Consider the following 14,786-nt stretch of genomic DNA (forward strand, 5'->3'; position numbering starts at 1 on the left):
GACCCGCCAGGCCCGGCTTTCCCCTTCGGTGGGGCCCACCTGGCTGGTGGCCCGCTTTTCAGAGTCGCCTCGTCCGTGCGGTACGGATGCCTGAGAGATTCCGGGGAGGTTTGCTCCTTCGGCGCCCCTGGTCAGAGGGGACTCTCCCGCACGAGGTCGTCGGCCCTGTCCACTGTACCCGGTGGGGCGGATCCCACTCGACTCGCAATGTGCTCTCTCACCGGCGCCCCTTCCGGGGGCGGGTCAGCCCGTCCTGCGGGCCTTCCTGCGGCGGGCGAGCTCGTCGGCGGGATGGTCCCCCTCCGCATCGGAGGGGGCGGCGGCACGCTCGCCCGGAAGCTCCGCAAGCGAGCCCTCCACCTCGCGCCAGACCCGGCCGAGAGCGATCCCGAACACGCCCTGGCCGCCCTGCAGCAGGTCGATCACCTCGTCGGCGGAGGTGCACTCGTAGACGCTCACGCCATCGCTCATCAACGTGATCTGGGCCAGGTCGTTGACGCCCCGGTCGCGCAGGTGCCGGACGGCGGTGCGGATCTGCTGGAGGGACACGCCCGTGTCGAGGAGGCGCTTGACGACCTTGAGGACGAGGATGTCGCGGAAGCTGTACAGGCGCTGCGACCCCGAGCCCTGCGCGGCTCTTATCGTCGGCAGGACCAGTTCCGTCCGCGCCCAGTAGTCGAGTTGCCGGTAGGTGATCCCCGCAGCCGCGCACGCGGTGGGCCCGCGGTATCCGATGTCCTCGGGCAGCGCCGCCGGCCGCTCGTCGAACAGCAGACCCTGCTCGCCGGCGCGCTCCCGCGCCGACTGCCGGACCGGGTCGTGCTGGCCCGCCGACTTACCCTCGCCGCTGCTGACCGCCACTGCGGACCTCCGGCTTTCTCTCATCCCACGGTCTGATCTGGGGGTTCGTGAATTACAACCGTGGTTTCCCTTGCACCGTAGGACCGGGGCCATCGTCAGTCAACGACCCCGTCCGGCGCGTCGTGAAGCGTAATCTCCCGAATTGGCCCGGCACGTCAGCCCGCCCGGCCGAAGTCTTCCGGTGTGATTTTGTCCAAGAACTCGCGGAACTTTTCCACTTCGTCCTCTTGATCATCGGGCATGCTGACGCCCGCCTCCTGGACCACGTCCTCACTGGCGTAGATCGTCGCGCCGGTCCGCAGGGCGAGCGCGATCGAGTCCGACGGCCGGGCGCTCACCTCCACCCCGTTGGAGAACACCAGATCGGCGAAGAAGATCCCGTCACGCAGGGCGACGATGTTGACGGTGCGCAACCGCACCCCCAGGGCCTCCAGCACGTCACGGAACAAGTCGTGGGTCAACGGCCGTGGCGGCGGCTCCTCCGCCTGCGCCAGCGCGATAGCGGTCGCCTCGGTCATGCCGATCCAGATCGGCAGGTACCGATCACCGCTCGTCTCCTTCAGGAGAACGATGGGCTGGTTGGTGGGCATCTCAACGCGAACCCCCACGACCTCCATCTGCAACACGGGCGGCTCCGTCTCAAAGCGTCGCGGCATATCACCAGGCATTCAACGTAACACCCACCAGGGAGCGGCCGCGCCGGTCACCGCCCCAGAATGCCGCGAACACTCCCTCGGAGTAACGCGTTGTGCAATTCCTGGAGATGTCCGGAGATCTCCCGGGCGGTCTCGTCCGCCTGCCCGATCGCTCCGGGCGCGCGGCGGCGCATGATCGGGGCCACGGCCTGCTCCACCAGAGCCGCCTCGCGCTCCACGGCGGCCTTGAGGGCGCGCAGGTGACGCGCCTGGACGCCGAAGCGCGCGAGTGCCCCCACGCTGCGGGCCGCCTCCAGCGCCTCCGCGTCGTAACGGCGGGCGACCGGGGCGACCAGGCCGAAGCTCTCCATCTCGGCCAGGGTCTCCTCGTCGATGCCCGCGGCCTCGATCAGCTCCTCGCGGCTGAGCCGTACGGGCGGGGCCTCGCCGGTCACCTCCCGTGGCCGCGCGGCCTGGCCGTCCAGGTGATCCTTGATCACCCGGAGCGGCAGGTAGTGGTCGCGCTGCGCCGTCAGGATGTAGCGCAGGCGCTCGACGTCGGTGTGGGTGAACTTGCGGTAGCCCGAGGGGCTCCGCTGGGGCTCGATGAGCCCCTCACCCTCCAGAAAACGGATCTTGGAGACAGTGATGTCCGGGAACTCGCCCTGCAGCAGGGCGAGCACCTCCCCGATGCTCATGAACGCCCGTACGGCCTGCGCGCTCATGACTCTCCCTCCTCACCGATCACAGCCCTCCAGGGCCGCGCGTGAGGAACACCAGCCGGAACTTCCCGATCTGCACCTCGTCGCCGCCCACAAGAGGAGACTCCTCAATGCGCTCACGGTTGACATAGGTCCCGTTCAGGCTGCCGACGTCGCGGACCGTGAACTGGCCGCCGCGCCGGTAGAACTCCACGTGCCGCCTGGACACCGTCACATCGTCCAGGAAGATGTCGCTCTCCGGGTGGCGACCCGCCGTAGTGAGATCGCTGTCGAGCAGAAACCTGCTCCCCGCGTTGGGACCGCGCATGACGACCAGGAGCGCCGTCCCCGGCGGCAGCTGGTCGACCGCCGCGCGGTCGGGCAGCAGCGTCTGGCCCGTCTCCGCCTCCAGCGCCTCGAGCGAGATCGTCGAGGTGGTGTCGGCTGCGACGGGCGCCGGAGCGCTCAGCGGCGAACCGCATCGTGAACAGAAACGGGCATCCTCGGGGTTGGCATGACCGCACTGCGTGCAGTAGACGCTGGGCATCGAACGGCTCGGCCTCTCTCACGACTTGCTCAGACTGCGAATGCCGCAACTTACGCTGATCAGGGACAAAGGTCAAGAAGCGTCGCTGGGCAGGGACTGACCAACGCTACAGCCCCCGGCCGTTCAAGGTCCATCCCGCCACACAGCTCACGGCTCTCGCCCGGCGTCACTGGCCGGCGGCCTGTTCGACGACGTGGGCCCAGTGCTCGATGAGGGTCTGGGCGGTGTCCATGTCGTGGCCCTCGGCCCACAGGTGGGTGACGGCCTCGGCCGGGTCGGGGAGGACCAGGGCCCAGCTTCCGTCGTCCTCGACGACGCGGACGCCGTCGGTCGTGTCGAGCCGGTGGCCCTCGGCGGCCTCGACGACCGAGCGCATGACGGCGCCCTTGTGCGCCCAGGGCGTGGGAACGGTCCGTTTGAGGAGCCTGGCCTCGGGGATGCGGGCGTCGATCTGGCTGAGGGACAGCCGGGTGCGGGCCACGAGGCCGAGCAGGCGGAGGAACACGGCCAGGCCGTCCACGGTAGGGGCGAACTCGGGCACGATGAACCCGCCGCGGCCGTCGCCGGCGAAGATCATGTCGGGGTGGCGGGCGGCGCTGGTGAGGGTGTCGAGGCTGGTGGCCGTCCAGTCGACCTGGACACCGTGGAAGCGGCAGACCATCTCGGCGACCCGCGTGGTGGTGACGGGCAGCGCGACCCGGCCCCCGCGGCGCTCGGCCGCCACCAGGTCGAGGACGACGAGCAGCGCCCGCTCCTCGCTGATGAGCTGGCCCATCTCGTCCACCAGGGAGACCCGCTCCCCCACCGGGTCGAACCGCACGCCGAAGGCGGCGCGGGAGGAGGCGACGAGCTCGGCCAGCCGCTGCAGGTCGCGGCGGCGCTCGGCGAGCGTCTCGGTCGGGGAGGCGTCGTCGAGACGGTTGTTCACGGTGAGCACGTCGACCCCCACCCGGCCGAGGAGGCTCGGCAGCACGAGCGAGGACGTGCCGCCGGCGCAGTCGACGACGACCTTCATCTCGGCGTCCTTGACGCCGGTCATGTCGACGCAGCCGAGCAGCTCGCGGACGTAGGTGTCGACGGCCCGGGCGGGAAAGGTCAGCTCGGCGATCTCGCCGGGGAAGGCGCGGCGGTACTCCTGGCGCGAGAAGACGCGCTCCAGCTTGCGCTGGGCCACCTGGGAGAGATCACCCCCGGTCTCGTCCATGAACACGATGTCGACGCTCTGGGGGTCGCCGGCGGTGGTCCGGACGGCGATGCCCCCCTTGACGTTCTCCCTGGAGGTGTTGAAGCGGGCGACCGGCAGGGCGGCGGCCTCCAGGTCGACGACGTTGATCGCGCTGGAGTTGAGCGCGCTGATGACGGCCCGCTTGAGCGCGCGGGCCGCCCGGGAGGCGTCGCGGGAGGTGACCACGGTGTCGCCCTTGCGCAGGGTCGTGGCGTACGCGCTGGCCAGCCGTACGCACAGCTCGGGGGTGATCTCCACGTTGACCAGCCCGGACACGCCGCGCTGGCCGAACAGGCTGCGCTGGCCGCGGGACTCCCAGATGACGCTGGTGTTGACGACCGTGCCGGCCTCGATCGTCTTGAACGGGTAGATCTTGACGCCGGACGAGACGTACGCCTCGGCCTCGATCACGCACTCGTCGCCGACGACCGCGTTCTCCTCGATCCTGGCGCCGGTCATGACGTCGGTGTTCTTGCCGATGACGCAGCCGCGCAGGTGGGCGGCCGGCCCGACGTAGACGTTGTCGCTGACCACGGCCCGGTGGAGGAAGGCGCCCTCCTTGACGACGGCGTTGCTGCCGAGCACCGTGTACTCCCGGAGCTCGGCGCCGGCCTCGACCTTGGCGTAGTCGCCGATGTAGAGCGGGCCCTTGAGCACGGCGTCGGGGTCGACCGACGCGCCCTCGGCGGCCCACACGCCCGGGGCCAGCTCGAACGCGTCGAAGTCGACCTTGACCTTGCCCTCCAGCACGTCGGCCTGGGCCTTGAGGTAGCTCTCGTGGGTGCCGACGTCCTCCCAGTAGCCGTCGGCGACGTACCCGTACAGGGGGCTGCCGCGTTCGAGCAGCTTGGGGAAGATGTCGGACGACCAGTCGACGGACTGCCCGGGCGCGATCTCGTCGAGCACCGACGGCTCCATGATGTAGATGCCGGTGTTGACGGTGTCGGAGAACACCTGGCCCCAGGTCGGCTTCTCCAGGAAGCGCTGGATGCGGCCGTTCTCGTCCACGATGATGATCCCGAACTCGAGCGGGTTGGGGACGCGCTTGAGGCCGATCGTGACCAGGGCGCGGTTCTCACGGTGGAAGCGCAGCATGTCGGTCAGGTCGATGTCGGTGAGCGCGTCGCCGGAGATCACCAGGAAGCGGTCCTCACGCAGCCGGTCGGCCGCGTTCTTGACGCTGCCGGCCGTGCCGAGGGGCACCTCCTCGGTGGCGTAGTGGAGGCGCATGCCGAGCTCGTCGCCGTCGCCGAAGTAGTTGCGGATCAGCGCGGCGAGGAACTGGACGGTGACGACCGTCTCGGTGAACCCGTGCCGCTTCAGCAGCCGCAGGACGTGTTCCATGATCGGCCGGTTGATGATGGGGAGCAGGGGCTTGGGCTGGTTGGCGGTCATCGGCCGCAGCCGTGTCCCCTCCCCGCCCGCCATGACGACGGCCTTCACGGGTCACCCCTTCGTTAGCTCGCGCACCTGAACCACATACAACACCCCCGCCCACCAATACAGACCAGTTCCCCAGATGGCGAAGGCCCATCCGGAGATCGCGCAGATCTCGGCGTACCAGCCCTGGTGGGAGGCGAGGAACAGGAGCGGGAAGGCGTACATCAGGGCCGCCGTGCCGGCCTTGCCCAGGAAGTGCACGGGCAGCGCGGGCCCGTACCCGTGGCGGCGCAGCACCGGCGGCACCCACAGCAGCAGGACGTCGCGCAGCGGCACGGCGAGCGCGAGCCACAGGGGGATGGCGTCGCGCAGGACCAGCCCGACCAGGGTGGCGAGGATGTACAGCCGGTCGGCCAGCGGGTCGATGAGCCGTCCGAGCCTGCTGGTCTGGTTCCAGGTCCGGGCGATCTTGCCGTCGAGCCAGTCGGTGAAGCCCGCGAGCGCGAGCAGCAGGATGGCCCAGCCGTCGGCGTGCGGGCCGAGGACGAGCCAGAGGAAGACGGGCACGCCGAGCAGCCGCAGGAAGCTCAGCAGGTTGGGCACCGTCCAGATCCGGTCCTCGGCAGGGTTCACGCCCCAGACCCTACATGCCGCCCTCTCACTCCCCTGGGCGCGGACCCACGGGGTTGAACCCGGTGTCCACCAAGCCGAACCTGTGCGCCATCACGGCCGCCTGGGTGCGGTTGCGCAGGCCCAGCTTCTCGATCAGCGCCGCCACGTGGCTCTTGACCGTCGTCACGCCCACGTGCAGCCGTCCGGCGATCTCCGCGTTGGACATGCCCATCCCGACCAGCGTGAGCACCTGCGTCTCCCGCTCGGTCAGCATGCCGGGCACGGGGACGGCCTGCCGCTCGGCGTCCAGGGCCCGTTCGACCACCCGCCGCAGCACCGACGGCGCGAGCAGCGGCTCGCCCGCCGCGGCCCGCCGCACGGCGTCGACCATGCGGTCCGGGGGGTCGTCCTTGACGAGGAACCCGAGGGCGCCCGCGCCGAGGGCGGCGTAGAGGTTGGCGTCCTCGGAGAAGGTGGTGAGCACCACGATGCGGGCCGCGGGCTGGACCGCCAGGATGCGCCGGGTGGCCTCCAGGCCGTCGACGCGGGGCATGCGCAGGTCCATCAGGAGCACGTCGGGCCGGTGCCGCTCGGCCAGCCGCACGGCCTCGGCGCCGTCGGCGGCCTCGCCGCACACCTCCATGTCGCCGGCCGCCTCCAGCATCATCCGCACTCCGGCCCGTACGAGCGCCTGGTCGTCGGCCACCACCACGCGGATCACGCGGTCCTCCCGGGCCACCGGCACTCGGGGTCGACCGGCGGCGGATCGCCGGGGACGGGCCCCGGGATGGGCAGGGCCGCGGCGAGCCGCCACCCGCCGTCCTCGGCGGGGCCGGCGGTGAGGCGGCCGCCCAGCGCCCGGGCCCGCTCCCGCATGCCGGCGATGCCCTGGCCGTGGGAGGGCAGCGCGGCCGCCGGCCCGGCCGCCCCCGGGCCGTTGCGGACCTCCACCGTGAGCTCCCCCTCCTCCATGCCGACCGTGATCTCCGTACGGGCGCCGGGGCCGGCGTGCTTGAGCACGTTCGTCAGCCCCTCCTGGACGATCCGGGCCGCGGACGCCCGCACGACCAGCGGGGCCCGCGCCGGGTCGCCGTCGAGGCGCAGGTCCACCGGCAGCCCGGCCGCCGACATCCGGGCGACCGCGTCCCGCATCACGTCATCGGGGTCGGCCAGGGTCAGCTCCTCGCGCCCGGGGTCGCGCAGCACGGCCAGCAGGCCGCGCAGGTCCTCCAGGACCCGGTGGCCGGTGTCGCGGATGTCGGCCAGCGCCTCGGCGGCCGGGCCGCTCGCCCCCGCGTACTGGGCGGCGCTCGCCCGAAGCACCATGGCGCCGACGTGGTGGGCCACGATGTCGTGGACCTCGCGGGCGATCCGCTCCCGCTCGGCCAGCCGGTCGGCCCTCGTCCGCTCGGCCGCGAGATCCGCCGCCTGCCGGGCCGCGGCCTGCCGGGAGCCGACGTACCGGCCGATCGCCACGGGCGCGGTGACCATGGTCATGAGGGCGGCGGCGCGGAACAGCGTCACGTCCGACGCGTCGTCGACGATCACGATGGCGGTGACCGAGCAGGTCAGGGCGTAGGCCGCGGCCACCCAGGGCCAGCTCGCCCGGGTGGCGAACACGCCGAGCGCGATGAGCGCGAGCAGCTGGAGGCTGTTGCCCGTCCGGGGGACGTACTGGTCGGCGACCACGAGCACGACGCTCTCCAGCAGCAGGACCCCGCCCGGGAGGTGCCGCACCACGCCGAGGGCCAGCCCGGCGAGCACGACGACCAGCCCGACCGCCCACACCGGCGGGCTCCCGCTGTCCCAGTACGGCCAGGTCCCGAGCACGGAGAACGCCACGCCGCCCGCGGCCAGCAGCAGGTCGAGCAGCGGGGCCGGGTCCTCCCGGCGGCGCCCCTCCTGGGCGCGCAGGTAGCGGCCGATCAGCACGGGGACCGCGATCAGCCCGACCGAGTAGAACCAGGTGTTGCGGGTGAACGCGATCCCCGGGTCGGCCAGGTTGACCGCCGTGGCGGCGGACGCGAGCACCGCGATCGGGGCCGTCCAGCGCAGGTCGCGCGAGCGGGCCAGCACGCCCACGGCGATCGGGAGCAGCAGCTGCGCGGTGTTCGCGGTGGACGCGCCGAGCTGGTCGCACACCACGAGCAGCACGGCCAGGTGGAGGGCGGCCGCCGCCGGGTGGCGGCGCAGCAGGCCCAGGGGAAGGCCGGCCAGCAGGGAGAACGCGGCCGCGATCCACACGGGCGCGGACGGCCCGCCCCACGACCCCCAGGTCACCAGCACGTCGAGCACGACGCCGCAGGCCGCCAGGGCCACGTCGGTCCCCACGCCCCGCCAGGGGAGCCGCGCGTCCTCGGAGGTCTCCTGCGGACGCCGGAAGAAGGGCCGCCGTACGGGGGACATAGGTGAACGGTACCGGGCGGGCGGACGGCGGCCGGTCCTCCGCCGGCAGGAGGCCGTCTCCTCCTTCTGGCCGCGAGCCCGGTCCGGACGGCGGGCGGCAGAGCATGATCACCGGCCCTAGCGTCGGGGCATGGCCAACGAATCAGCGCTCTTCCTCGGGCAGTTCCTCCGCTCCCCCGCCCTGACCGGGGCCGTCGCGCCCAGCTCGCGGCGGCTCTCGTCCGCCGTGTGCGTCCCGGTGCCGGAGCGGGGCGACCCGGTCGTCGTCGAGCTGGGCCCGGGCACCGGGCCGTTCACCGCGGAGATCCAGCGGCGGCTCGGCGGGCGGGGCCGCCACCTCGCCGTGGAGATCAACCCCCGCCTCGCGGCGCATCTGGCGGCGCGCCACCCCGGCGTCGAGTTCGTCGTGGACACCGCCGCCGAACTGCCCGCCCTGCTGGCCGCGCGCGGCGTGGCCGCCGCCGACGTGATCGTCAGCGGGCTGCCGTGGGCCGCGTTCTCCTACGGCCACCAGTCGTCGGTGCTCAGGGCCGTGGTCGAGAGCCTCTCCCCCGAGGGGGCGTTCACCACGTTCTCGTACGTGCACGCCCGGACGCTGCCGCCCGCACTGCGGTTCCGGCGGCGGCTGGCCGAGTCGTTCGAGGAGGTCGTGCCGGGCCGCACCGTGTGGCGCAACCTGCCGCCCGCCTTCGTCTACCACGCGCGGCGCCCGCGGAGGTGATCTCCCGGGTGATCTCGCTCGCGGGCTGAACGTGGTTCTAGTATGGCCCGCGAGCTGGATTGGAGACGGCCATGGACTTCACGCTGCCCGAGAGCGCCCAGGCGGTGCGCCGGGGGATCGCCGACATCTGCTCCCGGTACGGCATGGACTACTGGGAGCGGTGCGAGAGCGAGAAGCGCTGGCCGGAGGAGGTGTGGGCGGAGCTGGCCAAGGGCGGCTGGCTCGGCCTGGCCGTCCCCGAGGAGTACGGCGGCGCCGGTCAGGGGCTGCTGGAGCTCGCCGTCGCGACGGAGACGCTGGCCGCGTCCGGCGCCGCCGGCGGATCCGCGTTCGTCTACGTGCTGACGCCGGGGTTCGGCGCGACCACGCTGGCGCGGCACGGCTCGGCGGAGCAGAAGGCCGAGCTGCTGCCGAAGCTCGCGTCCGGCGAGATCGAGACCTGCTTCGCGCTGACCGAGCCGGACGCCGGGTCGAACTCGCTGGCCGTGTCCACGTTCGCCCGGCAGGACGGCTCCGACTTCGTGATCAACGGGCAGAAGATCTGGATCACCGGGGTGCAGCGGGCCACCTGGATGCTGCTGGTCACCCGGACGATCCCGGCCGCCGAGGCCAGGCCCCGCACCAACGGCATGACCGTCTTTCTGGTGAACGTCCCCGAGGCGGTGGCCGCCGGGACGCTGTCGTACCGGCCGATCCCCAAGATGGGGGCCAACACGACGCCGTCCAACATGGTCTTCATCGACGACCTGCGGGTGCCGGCGACGAGCGTCGTGGGCGAGCTGCACGGCGGCGTCTCCGTGCTCTGGGACGTCCTCAACCCCGAGCGCGTCCTGCTCGGCGCGAGCGCGCTCGGCGGGGCCGAGGTCGCGCTGCGGGTCGGCGTGGAGTACGCAAAACAGCGAGAGGTCTTCGGCCGGCCCATCGGGGCCAACCAGGCCGTCGCGTTCCCCCTGGCCCAGGTCAAGGCGAAGATCGAGCTGGCCAGGCTCATGCTCTACAAGGCGGCCTGGTCGTTCGACAACAGGCTGCCCTGCGGCACCGAGGCCAACATCGCCAAGCTGACCGCCTCCCAGGCGGCGTGGGAGGCGGCCGACGCGGCGTTCCAGACCCACGGCGGCATGGCGTACTCGCTGGAGTACCCGGTGGCGCGGCTGCTGGCCGACGCCCGCATCGGCCGGATCGCGCCGGTGACCGAGGAACTGCTGCTCAACTACCTCGCCACCCAGGTTCTCGGGCTGCCGCGCAGCTTCTGACGCGCCCGCCGTGTCCCGGCGCCGGCGGCGGGGAACAAGCCGAGCGAGCGGAAGGAGCCGTCGATGCCCAACTCGTACGCCAGCACCGTGATCGACGCCGGAGCCGACCAGGTCTGGGGCTACCTGCGCGACTTCGGCAACCTGGACGACTGGTTGCCCGGCGTCGCCCTGTGCGAGATCGAGGAGGGGGCGCCGGTCGGGCCCGGGGCGGTGCGCCGGGTGGACGGCGCCGGAGGGCTGTTCCGCGAACGACTGCTCGCGCTCGACGACGACGAGCGCACGATGACCTACGAGATCCTCCAGTGCCCGCTACCCGTGCGGAACTACCGCGCCACCTGCCGGGTCGCCCCGGTCACGGACACGGGGCAGGCGTTCGTGGAGTGGCACGCCGTGTTCGAGGCCGACGACGCCGCGAAGATGGCCAAGATCTTCACCAGGGGCGTGTTCGCCCCCGGCCTGGAGTCGCTGCGCAAGCGCTTCCCGTGACGGGCGTCAGGAGAAGCGGGGCGAGCGCCGCTCGCGCAGCGCCGCGAGCCCCTCGACCACGTCGGGGCCGGTGAAGCCGAGGAACTCCATGGCGAGCGAGGCGTCGAACGACGGGCCGGCCAGGCGCAGCCAGTTGTTCAGCGCGTACTTCGTGAGCCGGATGGCCTCGGCCGGGCCCCGGGCGAGGCGCTCGGCGATCTCCAGGGCCCGCTCGTGCACCTGGTCGTCGTCGACGCACACGCTGACCAGGCCCATCGCCTCGGCCTGCTCCCCCGTGACCGGCTCGCACAGCAGCAGGTGATATTTCGCCTTCGCCAGGCCGCACAGCAGCGGCCAGACGATCGCCGCGTGGTCGCCGGCCGCGACGCCGAGCCGGGTGTGCCCGTCGATGACGCGCGCCGTCCGCCCGGCCACGGACACATCGGCGAGCAGGGCCACGGCGAGCCCGGCGCCGACCGCGGGCCCCTGGATGGCGGAGACGACCGGCTTCGCACAATTGATCACGTTGTAGACGATGTCGCGGGCCTCGGCGAACACCCGCAGCCGCACCGCGTGGTCGCGGGTCATCTCCTCGATCATCGCCAGGTCGCCGCCCGCCGAGAACGCCTCGCCCTCGCCGCGGATCACCACGGCCCTGACGTCGTCGTCGCGGTCGACGTCGCGCCAGATCTCGGCCAGCTCGCGGTGGCCGGTGCGGTCGACCGCGTTCAGCCTCGCGGGCTCGCTGATGACGATCCTGAGCACCCCGTCGGCCGCCCAGTCGGTGCGCAGCTTCTCGTACTCCCGCACGTCGCGCCTCCCTCTACCCCTCGGACGATCCCACTGACGACACCTGCGACCACTCCGGGGTCCCGAACGCGGCGCGCAGCCGGGCGGCGATCAAATCCCGCGCCTCGCCCGCCTGGTCGAAGAAGCCGGGCAGGCCGACGAAGCCGTGGAGGGAGCCCTCGAAGCAGCGGTGCTCGACCGGCACCCCCGCCTCCGCCAGCGCGGCGGCGTAGACGGCGCCCTCGTCGCACAGCGGGTCGCACTCCGCGGTGATCACGGTGGCGGGCGGCAGGCCCGACTTGTCCGGCAGGCGGAGCGGCGCCAGGCCCGGGTCGCCGGGGTCGGCCCCGGCCGCGTACCGCTCGACGAACCAGGCCATCTCGTCGGCGTTCAGCCCGAACCCGGAGCCGTACGCCCGGTAGCTGGGGGTGTCCATCGCGACGTCGAGCACCGGGCAGACGAGCACCTGGTGGACGAGGGGCAGGCCGAGGTCGCGGGCCCGCCACGCGGCCACCGCCGCGAGGTTGCCGCCGGCGCTGTCGCCGATCACGGCCACCCTGCCGGCGTCGCCGCCGTAGAACCCAGGCCGGGCGTGGACGTCGCGGACCACGGCGAGGGCGTCGTCGGCGGCGGCCGGATAGGGGTGCTCGGGGGCGAGGCGGTAGTCGGCCGAGACCACCACGGCCCCGGTCCGGCGGGCGAGGTCGCGGCCGAAGGCGTCGTTGCGCTCGACGCTGCCGAAGACCCAGCCGCCGCCGTGGAAGTAGACCAGCACGGGCAGCGGACGCCCGCCCGGCTCGGGCCGGTAGACGCGGACCGGCACCCCGGCCGCCGTCTCGTCGCGCACCTCGGGCAGCTCGATCCGCGGGCCCCGCCGGTCGGCCATGGCGTCGAGCGTGCGCAGCCGCGCGATCTGGGCGGGCGTGAGCGCCGCCAGGTCGACGCCCAGATCCGACGGGAACAGCTTCAGGTAGGCCTCGGCCTGCGGATGCAACGCCATGCCCGGCACACTAACAGCGGCCTCCGACAGGACGTCAGGGACGGGCGGCGTCGACGAACGCCTCGATCAGGCCGTTGTCCGCGCCGCGCTCGGGGTGCCACTGGACGCCCACGGCGAACCGGTGCCCCTGCAGCTCCACGGCCTCGACGATCTGGTCGTCGGCCCAGGCGACCGCGATGAGCCCGGTGCCGAGCCGCCGCACGGCCTGCCGGTGGGCCCCGGTCACCTCGGCCCGGTCCCCTATCGCCTTGCCCACCTTGCTCGACACGCTCACGGTCACCGCGTGCCGGGCCGTCTCGTGCCGGTCGTGGCCGACCGACTCGGGGAGCGACCGGATGAGCGTGCCTCCCTGGGCGACGTTGAGGACGTGCATGCCCCGGGAGATCGCCAGCAGGGGGACGCCGCCCTCCACGGCGGCCTGGGCGAGGGCCACCTCGAACCGGTCCCGGTGCGGCTGCGGCTCGCCGACGTCGTCGGCCCGGTCCTCGGCGTCCTCCTCGCCGTACAGGGCGGGGTCGACCTCGACGCCGCCCGCCAGGACGACCCCGTCCAGGCCGCGCAGGTAGTCGGGGACGGCGTACGGCGTGATGGGCGGCAGCAGCACGGGCGCGGCGCCGGCCTTCTCCACCGCCCGGGCGTACGCCTGGGGCGACACGGCCGCCTCGCGGACCCACACACCCCACCGGGCTGCCTCGAGATAGGTGGTGATGCCGACGATCGGACGTGCCATTTGCGATCTCCCGTAAGTGGTGCAGAGGGGCACGCCCATCATGGCGTACGGCTTTTCTTTTTTGTCACCTTTCTCACCAAGGTTCTCGTCAACCACATACGTCCCGACACGAAGGATAACGACCTGATGACGATGCGTAGCCTTCGCACCACCTTGCGATGAATCGGTTGTGACGCCCGACTGCGGGTGAAACACTCCCCGGTGAGCGATCGGTTGAGCCGGGGCCGCCGGCGCTCGTCACCCGGAGCCGTCAGGGAGGTGGATCGACAAAGACCGGAATCCGTTCCGGTCGCAAGGGTGGGACACAACTGATGTCGCTAAATCCGCGCCTCGTCAAGGAGAGCTTCGCACTCGTCGAGCCCGTCGCGGGGAAGGCCGCGGCGTATTTCTACGGACGGCTGTTCTCCGAGAGTCCGCAACTGCGGGGCATGTTCCCGCCCGCGATGGAGGTGCAGCGCGACCGGCTCTTCGGCGCGCTCACGAGAATCGTCTGGATGCTGGACAGTCCCGGCGGGCTCGCGCACTACCTCGCGCAGCTCGGCCGCGACCACCGCAAGTACGGCGTCGTCGCCGAGCACTACAAGGCCGTCGGCAACGCCCTCGTCGCGACCGTCAGGCACTTCGCCGCCGAGATATGGAACGAGGAGATCGAGGCCGCCTGGGTGGCGGCGTACGGCATGGCGTCGGAGATCATGATTGAGGCGGCCGAGGCCGAGGCGGGGACGACCCCGCCGTGGTGGCTCGCCGAGGTCGTGGACCACGAGCCCCGCACCCGGGACATCGCCGTGATCACGGTGCGGCCGTCCCAGCGCCTGCCGTTCCTCCCCGGGCAGTACGTGACCGTGCAGACGGCGCGCTGGCCCCGGGTCTGGCGGACCTTCTCCATCGCCAACGCCCCCCGCAAGGACAACACCCTGCGCTTCCACGTGCGGGCGGTGCCCGGGGGGTGGGTCAGCTCGAGCCTGGTCCGGCACACCCGCATCGGCGACCAGGTCCTGCTCGGGCCGCCGGTCGGGACCATGACGCCGGTGGACTCGGGCCGGGACATGCTCTGCGTCGCCGGGGGCACCGGGCTGGCCCCGCTCAAGGCGATCATCGAGCACGTCGTCGCGTCCGGGCGGCGGCCCCACATCCACCTGCTGTTCGGGGCCCGCAGCGCGTCGGAGTTGTACGACATGCAGGACCTGGTCCGGATGGAGTCGGGCTTCCCGTGGCTGCGGGTGCTGCCCGTGGTGTCGGACGAGCCGGCCTTCGACGGCATGCGGGGCAGGCTGCCGGACGTGATGGAGCGCTTCCATTCCTGGGCGGAACACGAGGTCTACGTCTGCGGGCCGTCCACCATGGTGAACGAGACCGTGCAGCGGCTGCAGGCGTCGGGGGTGCCGCCGGCCCGCATCCACCGGGACACCGTCCAGGGCGAGCCCTGACGATCCGGGGGCGCGGCGGGGCGTCTGCTGGCAC

At 72.3% G+C, this 14,786-nt stretch carries 15 protein-coding genes and 1 riboswitch; of the genes, 4 read left to right on the forward strand and 11 right to left on the reverse strand.

Annotation, left to right across the window (positions count from 1 at the left end; translation table 11 throughout):
* Positions 1–68 precede the first annotated feature (68 nt).
* Positions 69–159: riboswitch (glycine riboswitch) on the reverse strand.
* A gap of 84 nt (positions 160–243) precedes the next feature.
* The 8 genes from MPTA5024_RS03160 to MPTA5024_RS03195 form a co-directional block, all read right to left on the reverse strand.
* Positions 244–861 carry a MerR family transcriptional regulator gene (locus MPTA5024_RS03160; RefSeq protein WP_036319701.1) on the reverse strand — a complete coding sequence of 206 codons (618 nt, stop codon included), beginning with the start codon at positions 859–861 and terminating at the stop codon, positions 244–246.
* 155 nt (positions 862–1,016) lie between these two features.
* On the reverse strand, positions 1,017–1,487 hold the full coding sequence (locus MPTA5024_RS03165) for a bifunctional nuclease family protein (RefSeq protein ID WP_157099272.1): 471 nt from the start codon (positions 1,485–1,487) through the stop codon (positions 1,017–1,019).
* A 77-nt stretch (positions 1,488–1,564) separates the two neighbouring features.
* Positions 1,565–2,221 carry a transcriptional regulator FtsR gene (gene ftsR, locus MPTA5024_RS03170; protein WP_036319703.1) on the reverse strand — a complete coding sequence of 219 codons (657 nt, stop codon included), beginning with the start codon at positions 2,219–2,221 and terminating at the stop codon, positions 1,565–1,567.
* A 19-nt stretch (positions 2,222–2,240) separates the two neighbouring features.
* On the reverse strand, positions 2,241–2,744 hold the full coding sequence (locus MPTA5024_RS03175) for an FHA domain-containing protein (RefSeq protein ID WP_036319705.1): 504 nt from the start codon (positions 2,742–2,744) through the stop codon (positions 2,241–2,243).
* 166 nt (positions 2,745–2,910) lie between these two features.
* Positions 2,911–5,412, reverse strand: a complete 2,502-nt coding sequence (locus MPTA5024_RS03180) for a mannose-1-phosphate guanyltransferase (protein ID WP_036319707.1) — start codon at positions 5,410–5,412, stop codon at positions 2,911–2,913.
* Positions 5,413–5,415: 3 nt separating this feature from the next.
* On the reverse strand, positions 5,416–5,982 hold the full coding sequence (locus tag MPTA5024_RS03185) for a CDP-alcohol phosphatidyltransferase family protein (protein WP_036319710.1): 567 nt from the start codon (positions 5,980–5,982) through the stop codon (positions 5,416–5,418).
* Positions 5,983–6,007: 25 nt separating this feature from the next.
* Positions 6,008–6,682, reverse strand: a complete 675-nt coding sequence (locus MPTA5024_RS03190; RefSeq protein ID WP_036322946.1) for a response regulator — start codon at positions 6,680–6,682, stop codon at positions 6,008–6,010.
* Positions 6,679–8,367, reverse strand: a complete 1,689-nt coding sequence (locus MPTA5024_RS03195; protein WP_063794610.1) for a sensor histidine kinase — start codon at positions 8,365–8,367, stop codon at positions 6,679–6,681. The genes MPTA5024_RS03190 and MPTA5024_RS03195 overlap by 4 nt, the downstream gene beginning before the upstream one ends.
* 130 nt (positions 8,368–8,497) lie before the next feature.
* On the opposite strand from MPTA5024_RS03195, the gene MPTA5024_RS03200 reads away from it, so the two are divergent.
* From MPTA5024_RS03200 to MPTA5024_RS03210, 3 genes are all read left to right on the forward strand, one after another.
* Positions 8,498–9,088: a class I SAM-dependent methyltransferase gene (locus tag MPTA5024_RS03200; RefSeq protein WP_036319712.1), complete on the forward strand. Its 591-nt coding sequence runs from the start codon at positions 8,498–8,500 to the stop codon at positions 9,086–9,088.
* Between the two features lie 71 nt (positions 9,089–9,159).
* Positions 9,160–10,341, forward strand: coding sequence for an acyl-CoA dehydrogenase family protein (locus MPTA5024_RS03205; protein WP_036319714.1), 1,182 nt, complete (start codon positions 9,160–9,162; stop codon positions 10,339–10,341).
* Between the two features lie 63 nt (positions 10,342–10,404).
* Positions 10,405–10,827 carry an SRPBCC family protein gene (locus MPTA5024_RS03210; protein WP_036319716.1) on the forward strand — a complete coding sequence of 141 codons (423 nt, stop codon included), beginning with the start codon at positions 10,405–10,407 and terminating at the stop codon, positions 10,825–10,827.
* Between the two features lie 6 nt (positions 10,828–10,833).
* Here MPTA5024_RS03210 and MPTA5024_RS03215 read toward each other — a convergent pair whose 3' ends face one another.
* From MPTA5024_RS03215 to MPTA5024_RS03225, 3 genes are read right to left on the reverse strand one after another with little or no spacing between them, the layout of a single operon-like run.
* Positions 10,834–11,616 (reverse strand): enoyl-CoA hydratase/isomerase family protein, encoded by a 783-nt coding sequence (locus tag MPTA5024_RS03215; protein WP_036319718.1) that lies wholly within the window; start codon positions 11,614–11,616, stop codon positions 10,834–10,836.
* A gap of 13 nt (positions 11,617–11,629) precedes the next feature.
* Positions 11,630–12,595, reverse strand: coding sequence for an alpha/beta hydrolase (locus MPTA5024_RS03220; protein WP_036319720.1), 966 nt, complete (start codon positions 12,593–12,595; stop codon positions 11,630–11,632).
* Between the two features lie 34 nt (positions 12,596–12,629).
* Positions 12,630–13,325: a gamma-glutamyl-gamma-aminobutyrate hydrolase family protein gene (locus MPTA5024_RS03225; protein WP_036319722.1), complete on the reverse strand. Its 696-nt coding sequence runs from the start codon at positions 13,323–13,325 to the stop codon at positions 12,630–12,632.
* Between the two features lie 311 nt (positions 13,326–13,636).
* Between MPTA5024_RS03225 and MPTA5024_RS03230 the strand changes: the two genes are divergently transcribed.
* Positions 13,637–14,752 carry a globin domain-containing protein gene (locus MPTA5024_RS03230; protein WP_036319724.1) on the forward strand — a complete coding sequence of 372 codons (1,116 nt, stop codon included), beginning with the start codon at positions 13,637–13,639 and terminating at the stop codon, positions 14,750–14,752.
* Positions 14,753–14,786 lie beyond the last annotated feature (34 nt).

Origin of the sequence: Microbispora sp. ATCC PTA-5024 (assembly GCF_000511135.2) — a bacterium.
Lineage (GTDB): Bacteria > Actinomycetota > Actinomycetes > Streptosporangiales > Streptosporangiaceae > Microbispora > Microbispora corallina.

Coding starts and splice junctions, on each gene's coding strand:
- MPTA5024_RS03210 (WP_036319716.1), top strand. CDS start 10,405: ATGCCCAACTCGTACGCCAGCACCGTGATCGACGCCGGAGCCGACCAG.
- MPTA5024_RS03205 (WP_036319714.1), top strand. CDS start 9,160: ATGGACTTCACGCTGCCCGAGAGCGCCCAGGCGGTGCGCCGGGGGATC.
- MPTA5024_RS03225 (WP_036319722.1), bottom strand. CDS start 13,325: ATGGCACGTCCGATCGTCGGCATCACCACCTATCTCGAGGCAGCCCGG.
- MPTA5024_RS03200 (WP_036319712.1), top strand. CDS start 8,498: ATGGCCAACGAATCAGCGCTCTTCCTCGGGCAGTTCCTCCGCTCCCCC.
- MPTA5024_RS03175 (WP_036319705.1), bottom strand. CDS start 2,744: ATGCCCAGCGTCTACTGCACGCAGTGCGGTCATGCCAACCCCGAGGAT.
- ftsR (WP_036319703.1), bottom strand. CDS start 2,221: ATGAGCGCGCAGGCCGTACGGGCGTTCATGAGCATCGGGGAGGTGCTC.
- MPTA5024_RS03220 (WP_036319720.1), bottom strand. CDS start 12,595: ATGGCGTTGCATCCGCAGGCCGAGGCCTACCTGAAGCTGTTCCCGTCG.
- MPTA5024_RS03230 (WP_036319724.1), top strand. CDS start 13,637: ATGTCGCTAAATCCGCGCCTCGTCAAGGAGAGCTTCGCACTCGTCGAG.
- MPTA5024_RS03195 (WP_063794610.1), bottom strand. CDS start 8,367: ATGTCCCCCGTACGGCGGCCCTTCTTCCGGCGTCCGCAGGAGACCTCC.